This is a genomic window from Haloechinothrix halophila YIM 93223 (genome assembly GCF_000504245.1).
In the GTDB taxonomy this organism is placed as follows: Bacteria; Actinomycetota; Actinomycetes; order Mycobacteriales; family Pseudonocardiaceae; genus Haloechinothrix_A; species Haloechinothrix_A halophila.
In genome coordinates, this window is sequence record NZ_KI632509.1 from 730,813 (window position 1) to 756,615 (window position 25,803).

At 66.4% G+C, this 25,803-nt stretch carries 27 protein-coding genes and 1 tRNA gene; 12 read left to right on the forward strand and 16 right to left on the reverse strand.

Annotated elements, in window-relative coordinates; translation table 11 throughout:
• Positions 1-59: 59 nt before the first annotated feature.
• Positions 60-2,438, forward strand: a complete 2,379-nt coding sequence (locus AMYHA_RS03345) for a (Fe-S)-binding protein (protein WP_034267847.1) — start codon at positions 60-62, stop codon at positions 2,436-2,438.
• A gap of 125 nt (positions 2,439-2,563) precedes the next feature.
• On the opposite strand, the gene AMYHA_RS03350 is transcribed toward AMYHA_RS03345, so the two are convergent.
• Positions 2,564-3,271 carry a TetR/AcrR family transcriptional regulator gene (locus tag AMYHA_RS03350; protein ID WP_231104607.1) on the reverse strand — a complete coding sequence of 236 codons (708 nt, stop codon included), beginning with the start codon at positions 3,269-3,271 and terminating at the stop codon, positions 2,564-2,566.
• Between the two features lie 134 nt (positions 3,272-3,405).
• Here AMYHA_RS03350 and AMYHA_RS03355 point away from each other — a divergent pair, with 134 nt between their 5' ends.
• Positions 3,406-5,268: a hypothetical protein gene (locus AMYHA_RS03355; protein WP_034267853.1), complete on the forward strand. Its 1,863-nt coding sequence runs from the start codon at positions 3,406-3,408 to the stop codon at positions 5,266-5,268.
• Here the strand turns inward: AMYHA_RS03355 and dcd are convergent.
• Complete coding sequence (gene dcd / locus AMYHA_RS03360) at positions 5,265-5,846, reverse strand: dCTP deaminase (RefSeq protein WP_034275627.1); 582 nt, start codon at positions 5,844-5,846, stop codon at positions 5,265-5,267. The two genes, AMYHA_RS03355 and dcd, sit on opposite strands and share 4 nt — an antisense overlap.
• Positions 5,847-5,948: 102 nt before the next feature.
• Positions 5,949-7,187 carry an oxygenase MpaB family protein gene (locus AMYHA_RS03365; protein WP_034267855.1) on the reverse strand — a complete coding sequence of 413 codons (1,239 nt, stop codon included), beginning with the start codon at positions 7,185-7,187 and terminating at the stop codon, positions 5,949-5,951.
• A gap of 141 nt (positions 7,188-7,328) precedes the next feature.
• Between AMYHA_RS03365 and AMYHA_RS03370 the strand changes: the two genes are divergently transcribed.
• Positions 7,329-7,399: transfer RNA gene (locus tag AMYHA_RS03370), tRNA-Gly, on the forward strand.
• Positions 7,400-7,944: 545 nt separating this feature from the next.
• The gene (locus AMYHA_RS03375) at positions 7,945-8,349 is read left to right on the forward strand and encodes a DUF6176 family protein (protein WP_051399500.1); all 405 of its coding nucleotides are present in this window, start codon (positions 7,945-7,947) and stop codon (positions 8,347-8,349) included.
• A gap of 330 nt (positions 8,350-8,679) precedes the next feature.
• Here the strand turns inward: AMYHA_RS03375 and AMYHA_RS03380 are convergent, their stop codons facing one another.
• The 3 genes from AMYHA_RS03380 to AMYHA_RS03390 form a co-directional block, all read right to left on the reverse strand.
• Positions 8,680-9,465 (reverse strand): class I SAM-dependent methyltransferase, encoded by a 786-nt coding sequence (locus AMYHA_RS03380; protein ID WP_034267858.1) that lies wholly within the window; start codon positions 9,463-9,465, stop codon positions 8,680-8,682.
• A 104-nt stretch (positions 9,466-9,569) separates the two neighbouring features.
• Positions 9,570-10,715, reverse strand: a complete 1,146-nt coding sequence (locus AMYHA_RS03385; RefSeq protein ID WP_034267860.1) for an RNA polymerase sigma factor — start codon at positions 10,713-10,715, stop codon at positions 9,570-9,572.
• The gene (locus AMYHA_RS03390) at positions 10,712-11,116 is read right to left on the reverse strand and encodes a YciI family protein (RefSeq protein WP_034267863.1); all 405 of its coding nucleotides are present in this window, start codon (positions 11,114-11,116) and stop codon (positions 10,712-10,714) included. The genes AMYHA_RS03385 and AMYHA_RS03390 overlap by 4 nt, the downstream gene beginning before the upstream one ends.
• 251 nt (positions 11,117-11,367) lie before the next feature.
• Between AMYHA_RS03390 and AMYHA_RS03400 the strand changes: the two genes are divergently transcribed.
• The 3 genes from AMYHA_RS03400 to AMYHA_RS03410 all read left to right on the forward strand — a co-directional run bounded on the left by AMYHA_RS03400 (position 11,368) and on the right by AMYHA_RS03410 (position 13,450).
• Positions 11,368-11,817 (forward strand): hypothetical protein, encoded by a 450-nt coding sequence (locus AMYHA_RS03400; RefSeq protein ID WP_157361773.1) that lies wholly within the window; start codon positions 11,368-11,370, stop codon positions 11,815-11,817.
• 179 nt (positions 11,818-11,996) lie between these two features.
• Positions 11,997-12,587, forward strand: a complete 591-nt coding sequence (locus AMYHA_RS03405) for a carboxymuconolactone decarboxylase family protein (RefSeq protein WP_034267871.1) — start codon at positions 11,997-11,999, stop codon at positions 12,585-12,587.
• Positions 12,584-13,450, forward strand: coding sequence for an RNA polymerase sigma-70 factor (locus AMYHA_RS03410; RefSeq protein ID WP_034267874.1), 867 nt, complete (start codon positions 12,584-12,586; stop codon positions 13,448-13,450). Before AMYHA_RS03405 ends, AMYHA_RS03410 begins: the two co-directional genes overlap by 4 nt.
• 117 nt (positions 13,451-13,567) lie before the next feature.
• On the opposite strand, the gene AMYHA_RS03415 is transcribed toward AMYHA_RS03410, so the two are convergent.
• From AMYHA_RS03415 to AMYHA_RS03430, 4 genes are all read right to left on the reverse strand, one after another.
• Positions 13,568-14,887 carry an HNH endonuclease gene (locus tag AMYHA_RS03415; RefSeq protein ID WP_034267876.1) on the reverse strand — a complete coding sequence of 440 codons (1,320 nt, stop codon included), beginning with the start codon at positions 14,885-14,887 and terminating at the stop codon, positions 13,568-13,570.
• A 166-nt stretch (positions 14,888-15,053) separates the two neighbouring features.
• Positions 15,054-15,719 carry a class I SAM-dependent methyltransferase gene (locus tag AMYHA_RS03420; protein WP_051399501.1) on the reverse strand — a complete coding sequence of 222 codons (666 nt, stop codon included), beginning with the start codon at positions 15,717-15,719 and terminating at the stop codon, positions 15,054-15,056.
• A complete protein-coding gene (locus tag AMYHA_RS03425) occupies positions 15,720-15,914 on the reverse strand; it encodes a hypothetical protein (protein WP_157361775.1) in 195 nt (64 codons plus the stop codon).
• 36 nt (positions 15,915-15,950) lie between these two features.
• Positions 15,951-16,790, reverse strand: coding sequence for an LLM class F420-dependent oxidoreductase (locus tag AMYHA_RS03430; protein ID WP_034267880.1), 840 nt, complete (start codon positions 16,788-16,790; stop codon positions 15,951-15,953).
• 186 nt (positions 16,791-16,976) lie between these two features.
• On the opposite strand from AMYHA_RS03430, the gene AMYHA_RS03440 reads away from it, so the two are divergent.
• Positions 16,977-18,127, forward strand: a protein-coding gene (locus tag AMYHA_RS03440) for an IS3 family transposase (RefSeq protein ID WP_157361777.1) whose coding sequence is annotated in 2 segments (ribosomal slippage) — positions 16,977-17,247 and positions 17,247-18,127 — 1,152 coding nt in all. Because the reading frame shifts where the segments join, the coding sequence is not laid out codon by codon here.
• A gap of 56 nt (positions 18,128-18,183) precedes the next feature.
• On the opposite strand, the gene AMYHA_RS03445 is transcribed toward AMYHA_RS03440, so the two are convergent.
• Positions 18,184-18,750, reverse strand: coding sequence for a TetR/AcrR family transcriptional regulator (locus tag AMYHA_RS03445; RefSeq protein ID WP_034267888.1), 567 nt, complete (start codon positions 18,748-18,750; stop codon positions 18,184-18,186).
• A 75-nt stretch (positions 18,751-18,825) separates the two neighbouring features.
• Between AMYHA_RS03445 and AMYHA_RS03450 the strand changes: the two genes are divergently transcribed.
• Both AMYHA_RS03450 and AMYHA_RS03455 read left to right on the forward strand, forming a co-directional pair.
• Positions 18,826-19,152: a DMT family transporter gene (locus AMYHA_RS03450; protein WP_196776826.1), complete on the forward strand. Its 327-nt coding sequence runs from the start codon at positions 18,826-18,828 to the stop codon at positions 19,150-19,152.
• A gap of 150 nt (positions 19,153-19,302) precedes the next feature.
• Positions 19,303-19,791, forward strand: coding sequence for a GNAT family N-acetyltransferase (locus AMYHA_RS03455; protein WP_051399502.1), 489 nt, complete (start codon positions 19,303-19,305; stop codon positions 19,789-19,791).
• Positions 19,792-19,848: 57 nt separating this feature from the next.
• Here the strand turns inward: AMYHA_RS03455 and AMYHA_RS03460 are convergent, their stop codons facing one another.
• From AMYHA_RS03460 to AMYHA_RS03470, 3 genes are all read right to left on the reverse strand, one after another.
• Entirely contained in the window at positions 19,849-20,235 is a 387-nt protein-coding gene (locus AMYHA_RS03460; protein WP_034267889.1) for a tautomerase family protein, read from the reverse strand.
• A gap of 123 nt (positions 20,236-20,358) precedes the next feature.
• Complete coding sequence (locus AMYHA_RS03465) at positions 20,359-20,580, reverse strand: hypothetical protein (RefSeq protein ID WP_034267891.1); 222 nt, start codon at positions 20,578-20,580, stop codon at positions 20,359-20,361.
• Between the two features lie 216 nt (positions 20,581-20,796).
• Positions 20,797-21,348: an SAM-dependent methyltransferase gene (locus tag AMYHA_RS03470; RefSeq protein ID WP_034267894.1), complete on the reverse strand. Its 552-nt coding sequence runs from the start codon at positions 21,346-21,348 to the stop codon at positions 20,797-20,799.
• 91 nt (positions 21,349-21,439) lie between these two features.
• Here AMYHA_RS03470 and AMYHA_RS03475 point away from each other — a divergent pair, with 91 nt between their 5' ends.
• On the forward strand, positions 21,440-22,585 hold the full coding sequence (locus AMYHA_RS03475; RefSeq protein ID WP_034275642.1) for an FAD-dependent oxidoreductase: 1,146 nt from the start codon (positions 21,440-21,442) through the stop codon (positions 22,583-22,585).
• A gap of 15 nt (positions 22,586-22,600) precedes the next feature.
• On the opposite strand, the gene AMYHA_RS03480 is transcribed toward AMYHA_RS03475, so the two are convergent.
• Positions 22,601-22,966 (reverse strand): VOC family protein, encoded by a 366-nt coding sequence (locus AMYHA_RS03480; RefSeq protein WP_034267897.1) that lies wholly within the window; start codon positions 22,964-22,966, stop codon positions 22,601-22,603.
• A 186-nt stretch (positions 22,967-23,152) separates the two neighbouring features.
• Positions 23,153-23,848 carry a class I SAM-dependent DNA methyltransferase gene (locus AMYHA_RS03485; RefSeq protein ID WP_034267899.1) on the reverse strand — a complete coding sequence of 232 codons (696 nt, stop codon included), beginning with the start codon at positions 23,846-23,848 and terminating at the stop codon, positions 23,153-23,155.
• 110 nt (positions 23,849-23,958) lie between these two features.
• Here AMYHA_RS03485 and AMYHA_RS03490 point away from each other — a divergent pair, with 110 nt between their 5' ends.
• Entirely contained in the window at positions 23,959-25,548 is a 1,590-nt protein-coding gene (locus AMYHA_RS03490; RefSeq protein WP_034267900.1) for an SLC13 family permease, read from the forward strand.
• Positions 25,549-25,803 lie beyond the last annotated feature (255 nt).

The window sequence follows — 25,803 nt, forward strand, 5'->3', positions numbered from 1 at the left end:
TACCCATCAGTAGGGTAAGCCCGCTCCGTAAGCATTACGCCAGCAGAAAGGCCCGCTCCATGGGTGCGCTAGAGCTCACGCTCGGCGGTATCGCCGTCCTGTTCAGCATCGTCGCGTGGGGAATGTTCGTCGCGACGGTCCTGCGCATGGTCAAGATCATCCGTCTCGGACAGCCCGACGCCACGCGCAACGGTCCGTTCGTGCCACGCATGAAGACGCTGGTCAAGGAGTTCGCCGCCCACACGCGGATGAACAAACTGCGCCACGTCGGGGTGTGGCACTGGATGGTGATGTGGGGCTTCCTGATCGGCTCCGCCGTGCTGTTCGAGGCCTACGGCGAAGTGTTCGTGCCTAGCTTCCACTGGCCGATCATCGGTGAGTGGGTGGTCTGGAGCCTCGCGATCGAGCTGCTCGGGCTCGGCACCGTCGTCGGCGGCGTCGCGCTGGCGATCATCCGCCAGCTGAACCACCCGCGCCGCGCCGACCGGCAGTCCCGCTTCGCCGGGTCGAACTTCTGGCAGGCGTACTTCGTCGAAGCTGTCGTGATCATCGAGGGCCTCGGCATCCTCGGCGTCAAGGCGTTCAAGATCGCCAGCGGCCTCGACCACTCGCCGTTGTGGGCGAGCTTCACCACCGCTCCGCTGGCTGAGCTGCTGCCGACCAGCCCGAACGGCGTCGTGATCATGGCGTTCATCAAGCTGATGGGCGCGATGGTGTGGGTCGTCGTCGTGTCGCGTTACATGACGATGGGTGTCGCGTGGCACCGGTTCAGCGCGTTCTTCAACATCTACTTCAAGCGTGAGGACGACGGCAGCCAGGCGCTCGGTGCGCTGAAGCCGATGATGAGCGACGGCAAGCCGCTCGACTTCGAGGAGGCCGACCCGGAGAAGGACGTCTTCGGTGCCGGTCAGGTCGAGGACTTCTCCTGGAAGGGCTGGCTGGACTTCACCACCTGTACCGAGTGCGGTCGGTGCCAGTCGCAGTGTCCCGCGTGGAACACCGGCAAGCCGCTGTCGCCGAAGCTGCTGATCACGCAGCTGCGTGACCACGCCTATGCCAAGGCGCCGTACCTGCTCGAGGGCGGCAAGAAGGACATGATGGGCGAGGAGATCGGCCTTGAGGGCGATGACCCGCATGCCGGGATCGACGTCCTCGCGCTGGCCGAGTCGGAGCGCCCGCTGATCGGCGGCCCCGAGGAGAACGGCGTCATCGACCCGGACATGCTCTGGTCGTGCACCAACTGTGGTGCCTGCGTCGAGCAGTGCCCTGTCGACATCGAGCACGTCGACCACATCGTCGACATGCGCCGCTACCAGGTGATGATCGAGTCGAACTTCCCCACCGAGCTGGGCGGGATGTTCAAGAACCTGGAGAACAAGGGCAACCCGTGGGGCCAGAACGCCAAGGACCGGCTGGACTGGACCAAGGAGGTCGACTTCGAGGTCCCGGTGTTCGACGGCGAGTGGGGCGACACCGAGTACCTGTTCTGGGTCGGCTGCGCGGGTGCGTTCGAGGACCGCGCGAAGAAGACGACCAAGGCCGTCGCCGAGCTGCTGCACATGGCCGGCGTCAGCTACAAGGTGCTCGGCTCCGAGGAGACCTGTACCGGTGACCCGGCTCGCCGCGCGGGTAACGAGTTCGTGTTCCAGATGCTGGCGCAGCAGAACGTCGAGGTGCTGAACTCGGTGTTCGAGGATGTCGAGCCGCTCAAGCGCAAGATCGTCGTCACCTGTGCGCACTGCTTCAACACCATGGCGAACGAGTATCCGGAGCTCGGTGGGCAGTACGAGGTCGTGCACCACACCCAGCTGCTCAACAAGCTGGTGCGGGAGAAGCGGCTCACTCCGGTCGCGCCGGTTGCCCAGGGCGTGACGTACCACGACCCGTGCTTCCTCGGCCGCCACAACCAGGTGTACGAGGCGCCGCGTGATCTTGTCGGCGCGTCCGGTGCGCAGCTGCGGGAGATGCCGCGCCACGGTGACCGCTCGATGTGCTGTGGTGCCGGTGGCGCCCGGATGTGGATGGAAGAGCGCATCGGGAAGCGGATCAACGTCGAGCGCGTCGACGAGGCGCTCGGCACCGCGCCGACCAAGATCGCGACGGGCTGCCCGTTCTGCCGCGTGATGCTCACCGACGGCGTCACCCAGCGTAAGAATGACCAGCAGGCCGATGAGCACGTCGAGGTCGTCGACGTCGCGCAGCTGCTGCTGTCCTCGGTGAAGCGCACGCCCGCGCCGGAGGGCTCGGACGGTGCCGCCGCGCCGGAGCCGACGCCAGCCGCCGGCGCCGCGGGCAACGGCGCTGGCAACGGCTCTGAGCCCGAGGTCGGCGGCGAGGCGGAAGCCAACGGCGAGGCGGATGTGTCAACGGCGTCCGTCCCCAGTGGCACGCCGCTCCCCGAGCAGGACAAGCAGGACGGCGGCTCGTCCTCCTCTTGATCGCGTCGCCGATCAGCTTGCCCTCTCGTATGACGATTTAAATACGGCAAAGCGGACAGTATTTGGTCGCACGGGAGGGTAAGCTGATCAACATCGCACTGACGCGCGTCGTCACTGTTCCGTGCCTAGCGCGTCGCGTGCTGGGCGCGCAGCTCCTTCGGGGTCGGCAACCGCTGGTGCGGGTCCAGCTCGAGCCCGCTCTTCGCGGCGGTGTCCGAGATCAGCAGCCACGCCCAGTCGACGAGTTTGCGGACCAGCTCCTCGCGGGTCTGCTCGTCGGGGTGCTCCAGCCATCGAGTCGTCGCGGCGTCGACGAAGCCGACCAACCCGTACGCCGCGGGTTCGGCCGCCGTGGTGTCGCCGCCAGATGCGTGCAGGTACTCCCGGAACAGCGCAGCGATGTGGCCGCTGACCGCGACCTTGACATCGTGGTACGCCGACGCGCCTGCTTCGCCGCCGATGTTGATGACGTACTGATAGATCGCCGCGTGCTCCGCCATCCACGCGACGTGGGTGCGCACCGCTAGTTCGATCATCTCCATCGGCGTGCCGCGTGGGTTCCACACCGGGTCCAGCTCGACGACGACCTGCTCGATGACCCGCTCCGCGATCGCCGCCGCCAAGTCCGCCTTGCCGTTGAAGTGCCGGTACAGCCGGGTGCGTGGCACACCTGCGCGATCCGCGATCTGCTGCGTTGAGACGTGCGGACCGTGCTCGGTGATCGCCTTGAGCGCGGCGTCGACGAACTCCCTGCGCCTGCGTTCGCGCTGGCCAGCCCACCGCGTCGCGCGGCCGTCCTGGCGCGCGGGCACGGAGCGTCGTTTCACCGTCACACGTCACAGTGTCCCAGAGGTACTGGAAATTTTAATGGTACTCGTTGTACCGTACATCTAAGTGTGACCCGAAGTAACGCTAACCACTGGTAGCGGCTTCGGGTCGACGTCGACGATGACGGAAGCGAGCGGATATGGGCAGCGTGCGGGAGGCACCACCGGCCGGTGGCGCGGCACTCGACGAGGTGATCATCGCGGCCATCCTGGCGTTCGCGGTGATCGTGCCGCTGATGATCTTCGTGATGCGAGAACGGGCTGGCAAACGCACACTGCTCGGCAGGCTCGCCGACACCGTCTCGCGCTACGACGGCCTGCCGCGCTGGGCAGGGCTGCCGATCTACCTGCTGATCCTCGCCGACATCACCGGCGGCATCGGGGTCTATTGGGACGTGCCGATCCACATGGAGCTTGGCCGCGACGAGGGGCCGCTGGCCAACCCATCGCACTACCCGATCTACTTCGCGTTGCTCGGAATCTTCTCGGCCGGCGTGATCAGCGCGACGCTCGCACGCAAGGAACTGCCGCTGCGGACGTTCCGGATCGGCCCCGCGTGGCGGGCACCCATGGGCTCGATCGTGGTGATGGTGTGCGGCATCGTCGGCGTCGCCGGGTTCCCACTCGATGACATCTGGCACCGGCTGTTCGGCCAGGACGTCACCGAGTGGGGCCCGACGCACGTCCTCATGATCGGCGGTGCGGTGCTGACGCCGATCGGCATCATGCTGCTGCTCGCGGAGGCGAAGCAGGTCGGCGCGCGGGCGATGACCGGGCGCGGCGAGAAGCTGTGGGGCGTGCTGGTCGGCGGTATGTGGGTCACCACGATCACCGCGTTTCTGATGGAGTTCGAACACGGCATCCCGCAGTTCCCGCTGCTCAACCAGGTCGTGCTGGTGGCGATCGCGACGACGTGGGGCCTGATCTACGCGCGGGTGACGTTCGGACCCGGTGGGGCGCTTGCCGCGATCGGGCTCTACGTGGCGCTGCGCTGCCTGCTCTACGTCGTTGTGGTGCCGTTCGACCTGACGCCCGCGCCGTTCCTGCCGTACATCGGCGAGGCGATCCTGATCGAACTGGTCGCGCTGGTGATCTCACCCAAGCGTGGGTACCTCTTCGGGGCGGTGTCCGGTGTTGCCGTTGGCACCATCGGCGTGCTGTCGGAGTGGCCAGCGACGCACTGGTTCATGCCACAAGCCTGGCCCGCCGAGATGATCGGCAAGTTCATGGTGTTCGGCACGATCGCCGGGGTCAGCGCGGGTCTCGCCGCGGTGTGGCAGTTGCAGCGGCTGGACGAGATCGGACGGCGCACCGCGTCCGATCCGCGGCTTGGCTCCCGCACCCGTATGCGCACCACACACGCGCTTGGGCTCGCGGGCGCGGTGGGGATGGTCGGCGTGATGGCCGTCGTCGTGCCGCCGCAGGACCCGCCGCCGATCACCGGCGACCTGGTGGTGACCGAGGCGAGTGCTAGCCGCACGATCGCCAATGACACCAACGAGGGCGTGCCGCCACGCTGGGTGGACCTCGCGGTGACGCTGCACCCGAGCGACGCCGATACCGACCTGAACTGGCTGTCGGTGATCTCCTGGCAGGGCGGGGATTTCTTCCGCACGGAGATGGTCAAGGGCGCGGACGGCGTCTACCGCTCGGAGCGGTCGGTCCCGGTGTACGGCAGCTGGAAAACCGGTGTCCGGCTGCATACCGGCAACAACCTGATGGCCGCGCTGCCGGTGTACTTGCCGTACGACAGCGAGATCGCCGCCCCGCCGGTCGCGGCCGAGTCGGGCACGCGGACGTTCGGCCCGGAGCACGAGCTGTTGCAGCGGGAGCGCAAACCGGGTGTGCCGGAGTGGCTGTGGACGCTGGGCTTCGTCGTCGTTGGCGTCGTGTGGTTCTCGGCCTGGATCCTGTGGGCCTGGATGTACACCGTCGCGGCGGCGGGTCCGGTGCCCGCGACGCGGCGACGTACGCAGCCGAAGGCGACCGCAGGCGTGCGCTAGCGGCGGGTGTCGGTGCGGTGGAAGTTCCGGTACGCCCTGCTCGGTGTCGGCCCGCGTTGCCCCTGGTAGCGCGAGCCCGCCTGCTTCGTGCCGTACGGGAACTCCGCCGCACTGGACAGCCGGAACAGGCACAGCTGGCCGATCTTCATTCCCGGCCACAGCGTGATCGGCAGGTTGGCGACGTTCGACAGCTCCAGCGTGATGTGCCCGTTGAATCCGGGGTCGATGAAGCCCGCCGTGGAGTGGGTCAACAGCCCGAGCCTGCCGAGTGAGGACTTGCCCTCAAGGCGTCCGGCGAGGTCGTCCGGCAGCGTGACCATCTCGAAGGTCGAGCCGAGCACGAACTCGCCGGGGTGCAGCACGAACGGGTCGTCACCGGTCTGCTCCACCAGCGAGGTCAGCTCGTCCTGCTGCAGTGACGGGTCGATGTGGGTGTACTTCGTGTTGTCGAAGACCCGGAAGAACCGATCGAGGCGCACGTCGATGCTGGACGGCTGCACCATTTCGACGTCGAAGGGGTCAAGCTCAAGCCGTCCGGCTTCGATCTCTTTACGCAGGTCGCGGTCACTGAGGAGCACAGCCACACCCTAAACCGTGGTGCGGGTGGGCGAGCGGCGGCGTACTCCTTCGTTATGGCTGTGAGCGAGGCCGTGCATGGGGTGGACGCAGCGGGTGCGTGGCTACGCGGCGCCGTCCACCGGGGCGTCCATGGAACGGGAGTAGCTGCGGTCCAGCGGCAACATCTTGCTGACCTGCGCGAGGTAATGCGAGCGGGTGAGCTCGCCAACCTTCTGCTGCAGTGTGGTCGCGCCGGGCACTCGCATCCGCACGGTCTCGGCCGCGAACGTGACTCCGGCGATGCCGCGCACCGCGGCGTCGGTGAGGCGGTTGCGCGGCAGGCCGAGGTAGTCGGCGTTGTTGCTGCCGATCAGCATGCGGCTGATCGCGGCGTGCAGGCTCACCGACGCCGACCCGACGACGCCGGACAGCGGGCCGAGCCCGGCGCCGATGTTCGCGTTCTGCGCGAGCAAGGCCTTGGCGAGCCGTTTGGAGTCGTCGTCCGGGATGAACTCGGTCGTGGCAAGTAGCCACAACAGTCGCCAGGCGTCGGCCTCGCTGCCAGGCAGGAGTTCGTCGTCGACGCCCATTAGCCAGCCGACGTAGCGCCACAGGTGCATGACGTCTTCGCGTTCCTGCTGGGTGTAGCGGATGCCGAGTAACTGCGTGCCCAGCAGGAACACCAGCGAGAAGAGAAGGAGCGTGCCGACGGTCTGCACCTGGTTGACCGGCCGGTCCCAGGCGTCGTAGTCCCAGTCGTCGCGGCGGTTCATCGCATCGCGCACGAAGGCGTGCACCAGCCGGATACGCAGCGCGGCCCGCGCGCCCTCGCCCTGCGGGTGGAGCGCCCCGGGGGTGGTGACGTCGATCCACCACGACGCGGTCTCTGCGAGCCTGCGGGCGGCGGTGTGCTCAAGGTCGCCGGTGCTGACCAGCGTCTTGACTGCGCGGGACGCGAGGTAGCCACCCATCAGTGACATGTCACCGAGCGGGAACATGCCGAGCAGCCCGGTGCGGATGATCGAGCGCGCGCCCTGGTCGATGCGGTCGAAGTCCACCCAGTACGGCGTGGCCTCGACGTCGCGGAAGAACGCGACAAGTGGCGCGGGCGGGTCGTCGATGGCGTCGATCCCGCTGGTCAGGGCCTGCTCGAACAGCGCGCGCCCCTCACCGTGCGGCATCGCGTGGATCATGGCGACGACGTCGTCGGCGAGTGGATCGTCCGCCTGCGCGAACCGCCGCAACCGCGCGAGCTGGGCGGCGTCCGCCCTGAGGTCGCGGTTCCCGGCGAGCCGCACCGCACGCTGCATCCGCCCGGAGGCGAACAGCTCGGGATCGGGGAGGCGTTCGTGGTCCGTCATCGGTCTCACCCACCGTCGTTGGTCGAGTGCCAGCACCCGACAACAAGTGTTGTCACTTTGCGGCGAGGGGTCAACCCTACGGTGAGATGTGGGGAGGGTGGACACGGATGATCCGCTGGTGTGTATCCTGTTTGTCGCCATGCGGATGTAGTTCAATGGTAGAACATCAGCTTCCCAAGCTGAGAACGCGGGTTCGATTCCCGTCATCCGCTCTCATAGAGAAACCCCAGGCCACAGCACATCTACTGTGGACCTGGGGTTCTCTTTTGCGTAGATCACCACGGGGTGTCAGCAACATCCCAACAACTAGCGAGGCGAGCCGCGACACCAGCCGCGTCGTCGCCGTGTCTCCGAAGCTGGCCCGGAGGTCGCGCACCACGCCACCACCACGCGCCGAGCGACAGACGAGGTGCCGTGGTTGGTACGGGTGACGAGCTTGCGGGTAGCCCGGCCCTCGGGCGGTATTGACGAATGCGCTCTAGCAGGTCAAGGGCGGCTCGCCACACCACGACGGACCAGCACGCCAGCATCGTTCGGCCCACCTTGGCAGCCGCGCGTCACCTAGGTCCCCGCCGCCTTCGTCCCCCCGGATGGTCGAACGCCGCGACGGCATCAAGGGCGCCTGCGGCGTCGCTGACGCGATGCGCTCACGCGCACCCTTGACACCACCGCCACGGCGCTACGAGAGGGCAAGGACGAAGGGAACGGGGAGAAAAGGCGGTGAGCAATGCGGGCGCGATGTATATGGTGCGGGGCCATGGAAAACAGGCCAGCCACCTTGCCACCAAGGCTCCGCTTGGAGCTGACTCGACACCGCATCAAGCCGGGTAAGAGCGCCGAAGTCGACGAGTGGATGCGCATGTTAAACAACAGGGCCGACGAATGTCGCGCCAGCCTCGACCCGGAACGCATGGCAGTCGAGGCGATCTTCCGGCTCACCGACGAGCACGGGGAGTGGCTCTACTGGTTCGAACTCTCCGGCGACGCGGGAGAGGGCCTGAATGAGGACCGTGCCATTGTCCGTGACCACATTGCCCACTCCGAGCGCTGCAAGGTGCCGGGGCACGTGGCCGCAACACCAGAAGTGCTCCTACTTCCGGCCCCTGTGGAGCATGCGATCCGACATTGGGCGTCATACGGGGCAATCGCGGATTCGGAATAGGAGATGCCACAGCAATATCCCAACAACATGCCCCGGTCAACCACGGTCAACCGAGGTACACCGCGACCGCCGCCCGCAGGTCAGAGCCGCTTTCCAGGCACCTCGGGATGATTCCCAAGCTGAGAACGCGGGTTCGATTCCCGTCATCCGCTCTCAGAACGAAACCCCAGGCCACAGGATGTCTACTGTGGACCTGGGGTTTCTTGAAGGTCCCGCCTCTGTGATACTTTGCGAAAGCCGCACCTCCAACTCGTCCACGTCTGTAGGCGGCGCCCCGAAGTGGAGCGCCGCAGGAATGCTGCCAGCTTCCGAACTGTGAGGACCGAGGTATTACTCGATGTGGCCAATTATGATGGCAATGTGAACTTGTTCTACAAACGGTCGATGCGGCTCAACCACCTTACGGATCTCTTCGGCTAGCACCGATCGCTGCTCGATCGCGGGTAGCTGTGCGGCTGACAATGCCGAATAGAGGCCACCGACGATCCGCTCGCCGTCTAGCTCATCGGTATACCCGACACTGGTCTTAGCTACTTGGAACCCCGCAGTTGCCAAGCTCTCGCAGTAGCGATCCTGAGTAGCCTCATCGGCTCCGCAGGTATTGACCAGCCGGGTGCCCAGCCAGTGCTCCAGCCACCGACGCAACGCGCGCGACCAGCCGCTGTCCTGCAGCCACAGCGGGGTTCCGTTCGTCACCACCGCGACTCCACCACCATGGCGACAAACCGGGGCTAGCACGCGGAACAACCGGTCGTGATCCATCCAGTGCAACGCCTGTCCAATCGTCACCGCCCCAAACGACCGGCCTATGAGCGATGCGAGGCCGGGGATATCGGCATCCGAACCCAGCACCCAGCTCACGTTTCCTACGTCCTGTTCGCAGGCGACACGTCGAGCACGCAACAGCATGTCCGGCTCCGGATCCACCCCGGCCACCGCATGCACTCGTCGAGCCATTGGCAACGTCAACTGCCCCGTCCCGCATCCAAGATCGAGCACGGCATCGCTCTCAGTTAGCTGGAAGGCTGTCACTAGCGAATCGATCACTGACGCCGGATAGCCGCGCCGATATCGGTGGTAGAAGTCGACCACCTCTCCGCTGAAACCCAGATCCACAGCGCCAGCATCTCAATAAGGAGGGGAATACGGCAGTTGTTCAGCTCGGAGCGTATGACCCACTGCGCCGTCCGCAGGTCATAGCCACCCACTTCAGGATGCACTTACGGCCGCAGCAGCTGCCGCACCCGAGCGGCTTCGCGGGTGAGGTGGTCACGCTCCGGCACGCTGGTCGCGGCGCGGGAGGCCTCGGCATACAGCTCGGCGGCATGCTCGAGGTCACCGGCGCGTTCATGCAGGTATGCCGTCGCCGCGGTGTAACGCGGCAAGTCGGGGTCCACGTCGGCCAGCGCCACCAGCCCGGCCCGCGGTCCGTCGGCCTCGCCGACCGCCACCGCGCGGTTGAGCCGCACCACTGGGCTGTCAGTGAGGAGCAGCAGTTCGTCGTACCACTCCACGATCTGTACCCAATCCGTCTCGGAGGTGCTCGGGGCGTCCGCGTGCAGGGCGGCGATCGCGGCCTGCGCCTGGTACTCGCCCAGCCGGTCGCGGGCCAGCGCGGCCTGCAGGATCATCACTCCCTCGGTGATCAGCCCGGTGTCCCAGCGCGATCGGTCTTGCTCAGCAAGCGGCACCAAGCGACCTCCCGGGCCGGTGCGAGACGCGCGACGCGCGTGGTGCAGCAGCATGAGCGCGAGCAGCCCCGCGACCTCGGGTTCGTCGGTCAAGGCGACGAGGTGGCGGGTGAGGCGGATCGCCTCAGCCGCCAGGTCGACGTCCCCGCTATACCCCTCGTTGAACACGAGGTAGAGCACCCGTAGCACCGTCCCGAGATCGCCAGGCTGGTCGAGCCGCAGCCCCGCGAGCCGCCGCTTGGCCCTGGTGATCCGCTGCGCCATGGTCGCCTCGGGGACGAGGTAGGCCGCAGCGATCTGCCGCGTGGTCAGGCCACCGACTGCGCGCAGTGTCAGGGCGACGGCCGAGGCCGGGGGCAGGATGGGGTGCGCACACAGGAAGTAGAGCCGCAGCGTGTCGTCCGTGGCTGGCACCGGACCGGCAGGGGGTTCCACATCCACGGCCAGCTCCCGTCCCCGCCGCGACGCTTCGGCGCGGGCGGCGTCGAGGAACTTGCGCCAGGCGACCGCGACGAGCCATGCCTTCGGATCGCGCGGTGGGTCGTCCGACCAGGTATCCAGCGCACGGACCAGGGCCTCTTGCACGGCGTCCTCGGCCGACGCGAAGTCTGCTCCGCGCCGGACGAGGACACCGATCACCGCGGGAACCAGCTCCCGGAGCGGCGACTCGTTCACTCGGTCACCGTGGTCTGCTCTGACAGAAACGGACGCACCTCCAGCCACTCGTGGATCGGCTCACCACCAGCCCCGGGAGCGGCGGACAGCTCCCCGGCCAGCTCGACCGCGCGGTCCCACGACTCCACGTCGATGACCATCCAGCCTGCGATGAGGTCCTTGGTCTCGGCGAACGGGCCATCGGTCACCGGTGGGTGCCCCTCACCGTCATACCGGACGAACGCGCCCTCGGGTGCGAGCGCTTGTCCGTCGACGAATTCGCCCGTCTCTTCCAGGCGTGCGGCGAAGTCGCGCATGTACTGCATGTGCGCGTCGACCTCCTCCGGCGTCCACTTGTCCATCGGCACGTCGTTGACCGGCGCAGGCGCGCCCCGGTAGTGCTTCAGCAGCAGGTACTTCATGGTGGTTCTCCTTCTCCGTCACGCGGCCGGTCGTGGCCGCTGATGCCCCTGGGACGGAGCCAGCGCCTCATTCTCGACACCCGGAAGCGGGCTGAAGTTGAGCCGTTGCGGCTGCAGGCGCTCTTTTGGTGTTGGTCATCCGCTGGGAGCAAGATAGTCGAGTTCGCGTTCGACATGCCGAGTCCGAGTTCGAGTTCGGATCGGGACGGCGAGCGCGGCGAAGTAGTCCGGTATCTGTTTATGTTGGATATGTGACTGCTCTACCACGGATACTGACGCCTCTGACTCAACTCACGGCCGTTGACGGAGTTGTCGTCGCACTCTTAACGGTGGAGCTGTGGGACGACGGAATAGTCTTGCGTCTTGCTGGGCTCCCGAACGAGGCAACGCGACGAATGCTCGACGAGCATGTACAGCAAATGAGGGTATGGGCAGAACGACGGGAGCAGAGCCCGAACGACAGACCTGCCGACCCGCCGGAGGAACCCGGACATCGCGTCCTGAACCGCATCAACATGGGTGTCACCGACGACCACGGAGCGTCGTATCGGATGCTGACCCGCCACACCGGAGGTACCGGCACCGAGTTCCGGGACGAGTGGTACTTCCAACCTGGCGTCCCCGTCGGAACGAAGCATCTCACCATCCACACCAGCGGAGCAGGCGTCCTGGATAACGCTATTCAGGTGACGGCAGCCTGATCTGCTCCGGTGAACTCCCTCGGTACCTCGCTCACGAGTCGAGTCTCGCTTACGTCCGATCAAGACATCCAATTCAGTCCGCCGCAGCGGACGTCGGGCTAGGAGTCGTGGCCGACTGTCACATTCGGGCGTCCGCCGGTGTCTTTATGCCGAACAGGCAAACGTATCAGGAGGACACCATGACGCCACGTGTTCCGAAAGCGAAGCTCACCGGCTTGGCCGGCAGCTTGATCAAGCGGTTCAGCAGCAAGATGTTCGGCAAGGTGCCAGAGTCGATCGGAGTGATCTGGAACAACCCGGACGTCTTCAAGGCGGGCATGTCGTTCGGGAGGAAGATCCAGAAGTGGGACCAGGTCGACGAGAGCCTGAAGTCGTTCGCGCACATGGCGGTGGCCGCGCAGGTCGGCTGCAGCTGGTGCCTCGACTTCAACTATTTCCAGGCGTGGAACAAGAAGCTGGATCTACGCAAGGCGAGTCAGGTGCCGCGGTGGCGGGAGTCGGATGTGTTCACCGCGCTGGAGCGGGATGTGATGGCCTACGCCGAGGCCATGACGAACACACCGCCGACCGTCACCGATGAGCTGTCCGCGCGCCTGCTCGATCAGCTCGGCGCGGCGGCCCTGGTCGAGCTCAACGCCGTGATCGGCTTCGCCAACTACACGACGAGGTGCAACACGGCGCTCGGGATCGAGTCGGAGGGCTACTCCGCCGCGTGTGAGATTCCGCTGTCCGCACGTCCTGAGCGTTCCGGCGTAGCGTCAACATCATGATCGACGATCCGTTCGTCACGCACCGCAGCCTGCTGTTCACGGTCGCCTACGAGATGCTCGGGTCGGCGGCCGACGCGGAGGACGTGCTGCAGGAGGCTTGGCTGCGGTGGGCTGACGTCGATCGCGCGCGGGTGCGTGACGTGCGGGCGTACCTCATCCGGATCGTCACGCGACAAGCGCTCAATCGCCTGCGAACGTTGTCGCGCCGCCGCGAGGAATACGTCGGTGAGTGGCTGCCGGAACCGCTGCTGACCAGCCCCGACGTCGCGGACGACGTCGAACTCGCCGAAAGCGTGTCGATCGCGATGCTCACCGTGCTGGAAACGCTCGGACCGACTGAGCGGGCGGTGTTCGTGCTGCGCGAGGTTTTCGAGATGCCGTACGGCGAGATTGGCGAGGCCATCGGAAAGCCCGCCGCGACGGTTCGGCAGATCGGACGACGAGCGCGTGAGCATGTGTCGGCTCGTCGGCCGCGGGTGCGGGTGAGTCGGTCGGAGCAACAAGCCGTGGTGGAGCGGTTCCTGACCGCGCTGCGGACCGGGCAGTTGCAGGAACTGATGGAGATCATGGCGCCGGACGTGGTCGTCGTCGCCGATGGCGGTGGGCTGGCGCGTGCGGTTCGGGTTCCGATCCACGGCGTGGAACGGGTGGCGAAGTTGTTCGCGGCCGCGAACCGGATCCAAGGCAAGGTCGAGACGACGACCGTGTGGCTCAATGGCGCGCCTGCTGGCCGGGTCGTGATCGACGGCGAGTTAACTGCGGTCAGTTTCGTCGTGGAAGACGGTCGGATCAGCCGAATCTACGCGATGCGAAACCCAGAGAAGCTGGCGCGGCTGGACGAACTGGCCGAACTTACTCGGTGAGCGCAGATCTGCTCGGTGACGGGCTTCGCGGCGCCAGCGCATGCGGCTGTGCCGCGGCCAGTGGTGCTGGTCGCGGTGGGCCGGTGTGTGGTTGTGGGGTGGGCTGTTTCGGGCCGCCTATCCGGCGGGCTGGCCGAGGGGTTCGGTGTGGGGTGTGGTGAATCGTCTGGGTTGGCGTGTGGGGTCGAGCCAGGTGGGTGGGAGGCATTCCGGCTTGCCGTCGGTGGCCATGCGGATATCCCACCCGGAGTGGTGCACGAGTCGGTGGCAGGCGGTGCAGAGCAGGCAGAGGTTGTCGATGTCGGATGTTCCGCCGTGTTCCCACCAGTTGATGTGGTGGACTTGGCACCAGCGGACGGTGCGGGAGCACATGATGCAGCCGCCGTCGCGGGCGGCGAGGGCGCGGCGTTGGGCGCGGGTGGCGGTGCGCACCTCACGGCCGAGGTCGAGGATTTCGCCGTTGGAGCCGAGGACCGCGGGCACGAGGCGGGCGTCGCAGGCCAGGCGGCGGGCTTGTTCCGCGGTGACCGGGCATTCCCAGTTCAGGGTGGGGGTGTCGCCCAGCATCTGCTGCACCGCCCGCTCCCCATCCATCAGTGGGTCGCGCCGCAAGAGTTGGTCGAGCGTCATCGACACGGTCACTACCGGGGTTTCGCCGGCTTCGGTGGGGCGTTCGGTGGCGCGTTGGGTGTAGTCGAGCAGTTCGGCGAACGCATCCCCCTGGCGTTGCCCGGTGGTGCGCTGATCCGGCATGCCCTCCACCGTCGGTCGGGGCTTGGCCAGCGCCGACAACAGGGTTTCCAGCAACTGTCCGGATTCGGAGTCGAGGGTGCCCCGTAGTTTGAGGCGGTTGTGCCGGGTCCAGGACCACAACAGTTCGCGTTCGGGCTCCGCGAGTTCCTCGTCGTCGGTGGGTTCACGGCCGTCGGGGTCGACTAGGGCGAGTAGGTGGCGTCCGGCGCGGCGCACCACCGCGGGTTGTGCCTGCCGCGCTAGATCGATCAGCGTCTTCTCGTAGCTGGCGCGGTCGGTGTCGTCGATGTCGGCGGGCATGGCGGCCATGGTTTCGCTGATGGCGTCGACGTGGCCGGGGTTGAGCACACCCTCAGCCGCGGCCTGCGCGGCCATCGGCGCCGCCGCGGGCTTCTCACTCGTCCCCTCGCGAGTGGGGTGCAGCCGCTGGGCCCGCGTGGCACGTTTCTTCGCCTCGGTGGTGCTGATCCGCAGCAGATCGCGCTGCAGTGTCGCCAGCGACGGATACCCATAGGTAGCGAACACCCCGCGCGACTGGATCTCGGCCAGCACCGCCGCCTGAGCAGCCTCGGCACGATTCCGCACCTCCTCGGCCGTGCGCAGCGCCTCGGCGAGTTCGGTGTCGGCCGCTTGCCACCAGCCGTGCGGGCCGGGCTCCGGAAGGAGGGCATCTGCGCTGCTCATACCCCCAATCCTAGACTCCTATCGAACGCCTGTTCTAGTCTCAGGTGTGGAACCCCTGCTGTACTTCCGTAGAACTTTCCCTGCATGTGCATCCATCGAGGCATGGGCGATGGCAGCGAGATCCGCTGACCAGGACAGGGCCTGGACGTCCTAAAAGAACGTTCTCCTACGCAGGTGGCTTAATGGCGGTCAGTCGCTCGATCACGCCAAGGCGGAAGCTCTGACGGTAGATGATCGTGAAGTCGGTATGGCGGACCAGCGCGGCCATGCGGCGGGTTTGGGAGTCCTGCACGCCGCGTCGGGCGGAGACTTGTTCGAGGAGGTGTTGCACGGCACGAACCGGACGATGGGGGCTGGCGACGTGTCCGAGCAGCACCAAATGTCCGCCGGGACGCAGGACGCGGTGCATTTCTGTAATGGCTGCCCGATCGTCGGGGATGCTGCTCAGCCCGAGAGTGCAGATCACGGTGTCGAAGGAGTCGTCGGCCAACGGCATGGCTTGCGCGTCCCCCTCTAGCAGGGAAACTGGCGGCTCCATGCCGTCGGCGCGGGTTCGGGCGAGCGCCAGCATGCGGGGGCTGAGATCGATGCCGGTCAGGCGCACGCCCGGTGGGTAGTAGCCAAGGTTGCGTCCGGTGCCGACGGCGACTTCGAGCACGTCGCCACGGGCTTGTGAGCACGCCCAGGACCGGCCGTCTCCGAGCATGGCGCGTTCGTAGAGGTGCGTGTCGAAGTCGTAGTGCGATGCGTAGGCGTCGTACTGGCTGCGTGCTCGTGCGGTCGCGTTCTGTTCAGATCCGGAATGTCCTTGCGGCTTGGGCGTATTCGTCACTCAATTCTCCGGCTTTATCAGCAGGTGCACGGGCCGCCATCCGATGAATACCGCCACTGCCCCTTGGAGCGCCGCGTTTGTCCACTCCTGTTGGAAGCCCCACCACAGCATCGAAGCCAGCGTGAGAACGGAGAGTGCCAGAAACACTTGGTAGATGCGCCCCAAGGCAGCGAGGCGGCGCCGGAACTCGTCCACGTCAAGAACGTAGCAGCTGCCGCGCACTTCAGCGGGCTACGCGAGCGGCGCCAATGCCTCGGCCAATGGCTCCAGCACCATCGGCGTGTGTGGTGGCGGAAGGTAGACGATCGCCAGGTCGAGGCCCTGCTCGCCGAGTGCCGCCGCCTTCTCAGCGACCCGCTTGACGTCGCCATCCTCGCCGAGCCATACGTGGCTGGACAGCGTGATCTCCGCGGAATCGCGACCGATATCGGCGCAGTGCTGGTGCAAGACGTCGCGCTTGTGGGCGAACTCTTCGGGCGTGCCGCCGCCGAAGTTCCAGTGCTGCGCGAACCGCGCCGCTGTACGCAGCGTGCGCTTCTCGCCTGCGCCGCCGATGCAGATCGGCGGATGCGGCCGTTGGACGCCTTTGGGTTCGTTCCGCGCGTCCTTCAACTGGTAGTAGGTGCCGGAGAACGTCGTCGTTTCCCGCGTGAGCAGCCTGACGATCACCTCGCACGCCTCTTCGAACCGGTCACTGCGCTCGCGGGGCGTGCCCAACTCCATGCCGTAGGCGTCGGATTCCTCGGTGTTCCACCCGGCCCCGATACCGATCTCCAAGCGCCCGTCCGAGATGACGTCCAATGTGGACGCCATGTTGGCGAGCACAGCAGGATGCCGATGGTGGATGCCGGTGACCAGGTTGCCCAGCCGTAGACGTCGTGTGGCCTGGGCCAGCGCCGTCAGCGTGAGCCAGCCTTCGAGACACGGCCCGGTCGAATCGGAGAAGATCGGATAGAAGTGGTCAAACGTCCAGCCGGATTCGAAGATCTCGATGTCATCGGCCGCTTGCCACACGCTAAGCATGTCCTGCCACGTGGTGTTCTGGGGCGACGTCTTGAAGGCGAACCGCATGTGGCCATCGTAGTCCGCGTGATCGGGCGCGCAGAGCGAATTCTGTGACGGTGCTGAGGTCCTGGCAAGATCACTTGCCTCCAGAATGTCCGGCCTATACACCGGATGGAACCTTGCTTGGGACTGCCCCGGGTTCGGTTGACTCCTTAGCTGTGAGGATTCGTCCTCATTGGAAGGATGATCGCTATGCCGAAGCCGTTCCCTGCCGAGTTCCGTCGTGACGTCGTCGCCGTGGCTCGCAAGCGCGAAGCGCCGATGCGCCAGATCGCCAAGGACTTCGGGATTTCCGAGTCCTGTCTGAACCGCTGGTTGCAGCAGGCCGATGTCGAGGACGGTGTCCGTCCCGGTGCTACGAAGGAAGAGTCGGCCGAGTTGCGGGAGTTGAAGAAGCGCAACCGGGTCCTGGAGCAGGAGAATGAGATCCTGCGGCGGGCGGCGGCGTTCTTCGCCAAAGACATCGCCCCAAAATGATGTACCCGCTGGTCCGTGACCTGGCCGCCGAGGACATCCCCGTGGCGGTGACCTGCCGGGTGCTTGGGTTCTCCAAGCAGGCGTTCTACAAGTGGCGTGCCAACCCCGTCTCGCAGCGGGACTGGGAGGACGCCCACTTGATCAACACCGCGATCGACGTCCACGAGGATGATCCAGCGTTCGGGTATCGGTTCATCGCCGACGAGCTGGCCGCCCTCGGGCACGTGGCCGGGGAGAACCGGGTGGCCCGGTTGTGTTCGCTGCAGCGGATCTACTCGGTCTTCAGCAAGAAGCGCGGGCTGAACCGCACGGCCGGACCGCCGGTACACGACGACCTGGTCGAGCGTGATTTCACCGCGGCAGCGCCGAACGTCTTGTGGCTGACCGACATCACCGAACACCCCACCGGCGAGGGCAAGCTGTACCTCTGTGCGATCAAGGACGTGTTCTCCAACCGGATCGTCGGCTACTCCATGGACTCGCGCATGAAGGCCTCCCTCGCGGTAGCCGCGCTGCGCAACGCCGTCGCCCTCCGCAGCCCGGCCGGGACGATCGTCCACTCCGACAGAGGCAGTCAATTTCGGTCCCGAAAGTTCGTCCGTGCCTTACACGAGTACGGCCTTGTCGGGTCGATGGGGCGGGTCGGAGCCTGCGGTGACAACGCCGCGATGGAGTCCTTCTTCGCGCTGCTGCAGCGCAACGTCCTGGACCGGCAACGCTGGGCCACCCGCGACCAGCTGCGCCTGGCCATCGTCACCTGGATTGAACGCACCTACCACCGTCGACGCCGGCAACGCCGACTCGGCAGAATGACCCCCGTAGAGATCGAGTTGCTGTTCCACGAACCGGTCGCACTCGCGGCTTGAACCACCCAACCCGCGAGTCAACCGAAGTCAGGGCAGTCCCCTTTGCCCAGTGATCGTCAGCTTTGCGCGATGGTGGCGATCGCGTCCGCCAGGTCGCTAACCACGCGCTTGCGCTTGGACTCATCGGGGTCGAGCGGCAGGTCCAGTTGCAGGCCCATGAAGGCGGCGTCGAGCAGCGTCACCGCTCGCTCCACGCGTGTCCGCGTGCAGCCCGCGGCGACCAGGTGGTCGGCGAGGGCACCCACCCAGTGCTCGTTGGCCTCGCGGACCACCGACACGTAGGGCTCACGCCCGAGCAGGCCAAGGGCGGCGGCTTCGACGTACATCCGGTGGCAGAGGTCTGACTCCTCCGACGTGCTGACCCGCCAGAGGTCTAGAACCGCCGCGCGCACGCTCCGAGACCGCGGCAATGCCCTGACCGCCTGGACCGATCGGTCGTTGGAGATTCGGAGCATGGTGGCGACGAGGTCGTCCTTGCTGGCGAAGTGGTAGAGCAGCATCCGATCGCTGGTGCCGATCTCTGCGGCGAGCGGTCGCAAGCTCAGCCCGATCAAGCCGTGGTTGAGCGCGTAGTCGGTCGCCTGCGCGGCCAGTTCCTCACGTCGGGCGGTGTTCCGGGCCATGACGCCTCCTCGTTCCGTTGAGCGTGAGTGTAGCGACTGCTACAGTTGTAGCGATTGCTACACAAGGGGTGTGTCATGGTTCTGGCCTGGGTGTTGCTGTTGTCGGCTATCGGTGTCGAGGTCGCCGCGACGGCATCGCTGCCACGCACTGACGGCTTCCGCGACCCTCTCTGGACCGGGCTGGTGTTGCTTGGCTACGCGCTGTCGTACTGGCTGCTGGTCATGGTGATCCGGCAGATCCCTGTTTCGGTCGCATATGCGATCTGGTCGGGTCTCGGCACCGCTGGCATTGCGATCGTCGGCACGCTGTTTCTCCATGAGCGTTTCGACCTCGCCAAGGTCGCAGGGGTCGCGTTGATCATCGTCGGGGTCGCGGTTCTGAACCTGCACGCGGCGCATTGAGGCGTGGACGATTACTGGATGCCCGTGCTCAGTGTTTGACAGCTTGTCGGCACGATTTCCTATGCAGGGCCTTCTCGGTTGGGTCCGCCGTGAGTTCGGTAGGGATAGACGACGAAGCGCCTGCGATGCGCGATGTGGCAGGCTCGCCCCATGTCCTTGCCCCAGGCACTGACCACCGAGCCAGGGACGTTCTGGCTACGGCGTGCGACGCTTGACGACGTTCCCGCCGTTGTCGACCTCATCGCCAACGATCCACTGGGCCGGATGCGCGAGATTCGGTCCGGTGACCTCACCCCGTATGTACGGTCGTTTCATGCGATCGACAGCGATCCCGCGCACCTGCTGGTGGTCGCGGTCGACGATGCGGACGCTGTGGTCGGCACGATGCAGTTGACGCTCATCCCGGGGTTAGCCAGGCAGGGTGCGCTGCGGGCACAGATCGAGACCGTCCGGGTTCGGGAGGACTGCCGTTCGCTCGGGTTGGGGCGCGCCATGATGAGGTGGGCGATCGACGAGTCCCGCCGACGTGGGTGCGCGTTGGTGCAGTTGACGTCGCACAAGAAGCGCACGTACGCGCATCGCTTCTACGCTCGGCTCGGGTTCGAGAACTCGCACGAAGGCTTAAAGCTGGTGTTGTAGTTCGGGGGCAGCGCGGCGTTCCGCGGAACCGACGAACGTCGAGGGGTAGTGGCCGAGCTACACCTCGATAGTGAAGTCCCGATGCGTCTCGGTCGCGGGAATGCCGTCAAGGCTCCAGTTCTCAACAGGCGGTTCGTGCAGCACGATCCGCACATCGGAAGCCGGTATGCCGAACGCGCCGAGTTCAGCGACAAGGTACTTGTAGAGGCGACGTTTGGCCCGTTCCGTGCGGCCCTTGAACATCGTGACCTCGACGATCGTGTACTGCTCCGAATGGTGTTGGGGAGAAATCACATTCTCTGCCGGAAACTCGACAAGCCTGACCGTCGGATCGTCTTCGGGAATCTGCAATGCGCCGACGAGCGCGCGGCGCACACCTTCGAGAATTCCACGCTTGTCATCGATGCTGCGTCCAGCAATGAGTTCGATCGTCGCGAGCGCCACGATCGCAGATTAGCACCGGACAACGTCCGGGAATCGCAATTGCCACTCCGAAACGTGATGCCACGACGATTCGTTGGCGGCGTGGGTGTGGGACACGATGCCCCACACCCACGTGGGTGGTGATTACAGGCAGATCGAGTAGCCCTGGTGCGTGCCGGGCTTGTGCCCACCTTCGCCGAGTGCTCCGTCCTGCGCGGACGGCTTGATGTGGTGCTGTGCGTAGTCGGAGTTACCCGGTTCGCCGGAGTCGTTGCACGGCCCGGCGTCATGTGCCAACGCGGGAGCCGCCCCGCCACCGATCGCCAGTGCGAAGCCAAGTGCTGCGGCCACAGTCAGTCTGCGCATCGCATCCTCCGTTCTCTCGGGCCTCGAGTGAGGCCGTGGACGTTGGCCGACGTTGTCGTACTACGAGCGAGGAACGTCAACGGATTGGGTGACGGCGAAATGTACACCGAGTGGCGTAGTCGACGTGTCGACAAGCTGACAGGCGCGGCGTCCCTGCCGTGCGGATCACCGCTGGTCCCTGGCGAGAGGAGCGGGTCAAGACACTGGCTGCGGTGGCTACCGAACTACGGGAGTGACCCGGCGCGCGGTGAGCCGCGACGTGCCTGACGCCGTCTGTTCGCTGAGCACCTGAAAGTCCTCGGGTAGCCGTGCGCTCAGCTCGCCGGGTGTGACGCGGAATCGTCCGCCGTCGGGGTCCGCCAGCGCTTCCCACTGCAGCAGCCCGCCCGGCGTGACAGCCTGACATGCCCGAGCGAAGACGTCCTGGTCCCAGTATCGGATCGCCACGACCAGTGCGAAGTTACCCTCCGGCGTGTACGCCCGCGCGTCCGCGAGCACGCACTCGACCCGCAGGCCCCTGCGGCTCGCCTCGTCGGCGAGCTGGCTGAGCGCCAGGTCGGAGACGTCGACCGCGACGACGTCGCGTCCCGCTTCCGCCAGCGCCAGAGCGGTGCCCGACCGGCCGCAGGCGAGCTCAAGCACCCGGCCGTCGGGGATACCGGCGCGCAACGCCTCCGCCGCGAACTGGTGCGGCACGAAGTCCGGCGGCGTGGTCCCGTAGCGGGCGTTCCACCGCAGCCGATCGGGGTGCTCCGAATCGAGGCGCATGGGGTCACGGTATCCCGCTCGCGAGCTTTCGCCGTGCACGCAGCGGACTGCTAACGTGCGGCGAGATCAGCTGCGCGGAGGTGAGCCTCAGATGGCGGATGTCCTGGTGCTTGGCGGTGGCTTCGGTGGGCTCGCCGCGGCCCACGAACTGCGGCGTCGCCTGCCCTCCGATGACACGGTGACCGTGATCGCGGCGCGCGACACCTTCTTCGTCGGGTTCGCGAAGCTGTGGGAGCTGAGCGGACTGCGGCCGTTGGCGGACGGCACGCGGTCGCTGTCCGCGCTCGACCAGCACGGCATCCGCTTCGTGCATGCGGACATCACCGCGATCGATGCGGGCGCGCGGAGCGTGGGCACGTCGGCGGGGGCGTTCACCGCCGACGCCATGGTCATCGCACTCGGCGCCGGATACCAGCAGAAGCACACCGCGCTACTCGGCGAGCATGCTCACAATCTCTACGACGCGACGGCACTGCCCGGCATCCGTGCCGATCTCGACGCGCTGACCAGCGGGACGTTGCTGGTCAGCATTCTCGGCGCCCCGTATCTGTGCCCGCCAGCGCCGTTCGAGGCCGCGCTGCTGCTGGATGAGTGGCTGCGCGCCAACGGCCGTCGCGATCAGGTCGACGTCGTGGTGTCCACCCCGCAACCGCTCACGCTGCCGGTCGCGGGTCCGGACGCGAGTCACTTCCTTGCCGAGCGCCTGACCGAGCGCGGCGTCACCGTGTTGACCGAGCACCCAGTGGAGTCGGTCGACCACGCCGCTGGCCTCGCGCGGTTCAGCGACGACCGCAGCCGCGAGTTCCAGCTCATGCTCGGTGTGCCCGCCGCGGCCCCGCTACCGGTGGTCGCCGCGAGCGACGTCGCGTCGGAGTCCGGCTGGATCAAGCCCGACCGGTCGATGTTCGCCACCAGCGCTGACCGCGTCTACGCGGTCGGTGACTGCACGATGGTGCCGACCGCGACCGCGCAACTGCCGAAGGCTGGCGTCTTCGCGGAGGCCGAGGGGCTGGTCGCGGCTGCCAACGTGGCGGCCGACCTGCACGGTGGCGAGCGGGAGTCGTTCGACGGCTACGGCTATTGCTTCCTCGAACTGCCGGGACAGCGGGTGGCGAAGGTGGAAGGCGACTTCTACGCAGAGCCGAAGCCGGACGTGGCGTTGACCCCGCCCGACGAGGCGGCGTTCACGGCGAAGCAGCAGTGGGAGCGGGAGCGGCTGGCCGCCTGGCTGGGGTGAGCGCCGGGCTTCGGCTTACAGCTTCTGCGCGAACTCCACGATGTTGCCGTCTGGATCCGCGATGTGCACGGTGCGCTCCCGCCACGGCCGATCGACCGGTCCGGTGAGGATCTCGACGCCCGCTTGTCGCAGCCGGTCCGCCTCGGCGTCGACGTCGTCGACGATGAACCCGATCTCGCCACACGGCGGGTTGCCACCAGTCTGTCCAATGAGGTCAGTCAGCTTACCGCGCTCGAATAACGCGAACTTGGTGTTGTCCATGGCGAACTCGACGTAGCCGTCCCCTTCGATGCGCACCTCCATGCCCAACACGTCGCGGTAGAACGCCACGGACCGCTGGAGCGATTCGACGTACCAAATCACGTAGTCAATTCGACGCATGCCTTCACGGTATGCGCGACAGGGAGTTAGTGCTTGGTTGTTGGAACGGGGCGTGGCACGTCGGCGGCGGCTGGTGGATCTTGAGGCTTTCTGGCGATCCGGATCGCCAGAAAGCCTCAAGATCGGCGGGAACGTCACGGCGCTGAGTTCGACTCGCGCGGTTCGGGCCGCGCCCGCGCCCCGCCGCTACGACCGGCGCCAGACGTAGGCCGCTGAGATCGGGTGGTTCCGATAGCGCTCCCACTTCGGCTTCACCGCGATCCACTCGTCGTCGATCACCGCCTCGCGCATCTCCGTGAGCTGCCACCCCGCGTCGATACCAGCCGCGATGTGGTCGCTGATCAGGTGCACGGTTGTCGTGATCGCGATGTGCTCACCGCTTGAGGACGTGAAGTGCGTCGGCATGCCCGAACGCATGATGAAGTGGGGGTGGAACGTCACCAGCGCGAACGTCGCGTCCGACGTCGCCACGCGTGCCGCTTCCTGGTACAGCGGCCCTAGGTCACTGAGGTGCTCGTCGATGAGCGACGCGGCCAGCAGGTCATATGTGTCCCCGGGCAAGCCGGTCGCGGTCACGTCCGCCTCGATGAGCCGATCGTGCACCCCTCGCTGCTCGGCGAGGGTCAACATTTGCGGTGTGACGTCGACGCCGTCGATCGCTGTGACGCCGTTGTCGCGCAACCATGCGCCTGTCCTGCCGGTGCCGCAGCCGAGGTCGAGGGCGCGCGTGGCCGACTTCCAGCGCGGTGTGGTCAGCCGGTCGAACAACGCGATGTCCATCGCGTCGTTGACGGTGTTCTCATAGGTCTCGACCCACTCGCCATACCCGGTACGGGCGTCGACGGTCCGGTAGCCACGGCTGTCGAAGCTGCTGAAGTCCATGCGGTTCAGGATCTCGGCGCGGCGCCGAGTAGCCAACCGAATTTCACGCCAGGGCCTTCTCCGTAGTCAGGTGACTGCGGTACGTTGTGATCACTGGGTGGAGGTGATCTATGTCACAGGATCAGGCAACGGGGGCAGTGAGCGCATCCACGGCCACGAAGGGGGAAACGGAACAGAAGGCACCGGGGGTACGGCGATGGAGCGGGCTGCTGCTCGGCGTGCTGCTAGCCGTCATCGTGTACCTGATCTTGCCGGATTCGCTCGCGACGGAAGCGAGGGCGACGGCAGGCGTCGGCATCCTGATGGCTGTCTGGTGGATGACCGAGGCGATCCCTCTACCCGCCACGGCGCTGGTGCCGCTGGTTGCCTTCCCGCTGCTGGAGGTCACCCCGGTCGGAACCGTCGACGTCGAGGACGCGGGAACGGACGCGACGACGTCCGACCTGCTCGGTGCCGCCGCGCCGTACGCGAACCCGGTGATCTTTCTGTTCCTCGGCGGATTCATGCTCGCGCTCGCCATGCAGCGCTGGGGCCTGCACAAACGGATCGCCCTGCGCACGGTGCTGCTCGTCGGTACGAAGCCGGTCATGCTGGTCGCGGGATTCATGCTCGCCACCGCGTTCCTGTCGATGTGGGTCAGCAACACCGCGACCACGGTCATGATGCTGCCTATCGGGCTGTCCGTGCTGGTGCTGGTCTCGCAGCTCGGTGACGGCGATGGCGACCCGAACTTCGCGGTCGCGCTGATGCTCGGCATCGCCTACGCCGCGTCCATCGGTTCACTCGGCACGATCATCGGCACGCCGCCGAACGGCTTGCTGGTCTCCAACCTGGAAGAACAGGGCATCAGTATCGGCTTTGGACAGTGGATGCTGTTCGGCGTCCCGATCGCGGTCGTGTTCCTGTTCCTCGCCTGGCTCGTGCTGACGCAACTGGTGTTCCGGCCGAGGCTGAAGGAGCTGCCTGGCGGGCGCCAGCTGATCCAACGGCATCTCAACGAGCTTGGCCCGATGTCGTCGGGCGAATGGACCGTGCTCGCCGTGTTCGTCAGCGCCGCCTTCGCTTGGATCTTCGTTCCGACGCTGTTCGGCAGCGACGGCGTGGACAGTCTCAAGGAAGCGCTGCCGTTCCTGACGCGGGTCGAGGACGAGGTCATCGCCATCGCGATGGCGATCGCGCTGTTCATCATCCCGGTCAGGGGCAGGCCCGGTGAGCGAGTGCTGAACTGGGACACGGCCAAGCAACTGCCGTGGGGCATCCTCCTGCTGTTCGGCGGTGGGCTGACGCTGGCGAATCAGATCAAGGTCACCGGTCTCGGCGGTTGGATCGGCGAGCAGGTCGAAGGCGTCGGCACTGTGGCGGTACTCGTGCTGGTCGTGCTTGTGACGGGCCTCGTGCTCCTGTTGACCGAACTGACCAGCAACACCGCGACGACCGCGACGTTCTTGCCGATCCTGATCGGCGTCTCCGGTGGGCTCGCCGTCGATCCGATGCTGCTCGCCGTGCCGGCGGCGCTCGCGGCGACGTCGGCGTTCATGTTGCCGGTCGCGACGCCGCCGAACGCCATCGCGTTCGGCTCCGGCTACATCAGGATGGGCCACATGGTGCGCGCGGGCATCGTGCTCAACGTCGTGGGAATGGTGATGATCACGGTCGCGATGTTCACGCTCGCGGGGCCAGTGCTCGGTGTGACGTTCTAGTGTGAATCCCGCGGTTCGCCGGTGCGTGACGTCGCTGAACGTGCGGCTTCGCCGCGCCGCGACCTGCCGTCTTCGCCCGCGACGATCACTGCCGCCACGGTGAACATCAAGACCAGGAGAACGATTACCGCGATCGGGTCCATGTCGCCTCCCGGGTTCGTGACATACATTGTGTTGCGAGTCACAGACCGTACCGGGCCTGAGATCGGAACGCCAGCGACTGGCCGGAAAACGGCGGCCGCACCGTGCATGAAC

What these genes read in the sequence shown, in the direction of transcription:
- AMYHA_RS03465 (WP_034267891.1), bottom strand. Translation starts at nt 20,580, where the DNA reads ATGCGCAGACTGACTGTGGCCGCAGCACTTGGCTTCGCACTGGCGATC.
- AMYHA_RS03480 (WP_034267897.1), bottom strand. Translation starts at nt 22,966, where the DNA reads ATGCGTCGAATTGACTACGTGATTTGGTACGTCGAATCGCTCCAGCGG.
- AMYHA_RS03410 (WP_034267874.1), top strand. Translation starts at nt 12,584, where the DNA reads ATGATCGACGATCCGTTCGTCACGCACCGCAGCCTGCTGTTCACGGTC.
- AMYHA_RS03450 (WP_196776826.1), top strand. Translation starts at nt 18,826, where the DNA reads ATGGTTCTGGCCTGGGTGTTGCTGTTGTCGGCTATCGGTGTCGAGGTC.
- AMYHA_RS03445 (WP_034267888.1), bottom strand. Translation starts at nt 18,750, where the DNA reads ATGGCCCGGAACACCGCCCGACGTGAGGAACTGGCCGCGCAGGCGACC.
- AMYHA_RS03375 (WP_051399500.1), top strand. Translation starts at nt 7,945, where the DNA reads ATGGAAAACAGGCCAGCCACCTTGCCACCAAGGCTCCGCTTGGAGCTG.
- AMYHA_RS03390 (WP_034267863.1), bottom strand. Translation starts at nt 11,116, where the DNA reads ATGAAGTACCTGCTGCTGAAGCACTACCGGGGCGCGCCTGCGCCGGTC.
- AMYHA_RS03405 (WP_034267871.1), top strand. Translation starts at nt 11,997, where the DNA reads ATGACGCCACGTGTTCCGAAAGCGAAGCTCACCGGCTTGGCCGGCAGC.
- AMYHA_RS03485 (WP_034267899.1), bottom strand. Translation starts at nt 23,848, where the DNA reads ATGGACTTCAGCAGCTTCGACAGCCGTGGCTACCGGACCGTCGACGCC.
- AMYHA_RS03470 (WP_034267894.1), bottom strand. Translation starts at nt 21,348, where the DNA reads ATGCGCCTCGATTCGGAGCACCCCGATCGGCTGCGGTGGAACGCCCGC.
- AMYHA_RS03355 (WP_034267853.1), top strand. Translation starts at nt 3,406, where the DNA reads ATGGGCAGCGTGCGGGAGGCACCACCGGCCGGTGGCGCGGCACTCGAC.
- AMYHA_RS03475 (WP_034275642.1), top strand. Translation starts at nt 21,440, where the DNA reads ATGGCGGATGTCCTGGTGCTTGGCGGTGGCTTCGGTGGGCTCGCCGCG.
- AMYHA_RS03455 (WP_051399502.1), top strand. Translation starts at nt 19,303, where the DNA reads ATGTCCTTGCCCCAGGCACTGACCACCGAGCCAGGGACGTTCTGGCTA.
- AMYHA_RS03490 (WP_034267900.1), top strand. Translation starts at nt 23,959, where the DNA reads ATGTCACAGGATCAGGCAACGGGGGCAGTGAGCGCATCCACGGCCACG.
- AMYHA_RS03345 (WP_034267847.1), top strand. Translation starts at nt 60, where the DNA reads ATGGGTGCGCTAGAGCTCACGCTCGGCGGTATCGCCGTCCTGTTCAGC.
- AMYHA_RS03365 (WP_034267855.1), bottom strand. Translation starts at nt 7,187, where the DNA reads ATGACGGACCACGAACGCCTCCCCGATCCCGAGCTGTTCGCCTCCGGG.
- AMYHA_RS03415 (WP_034267876.1), bottom strand. Translation starts at nt 14,887, where the DNA reads ATGAGCAGCGCAGATGCCCTCCTTCCGGAGCCCGGCCCGCACGGCTGG.
- AMYHA_RS03430 (WP_034267880.1), bottom strand. Translation starts at nt 16,790, where the DNA reads ATGCGGTTCGCCTTCAAGACGTCGCCCCAGAACACCACGTGGCAGGAC.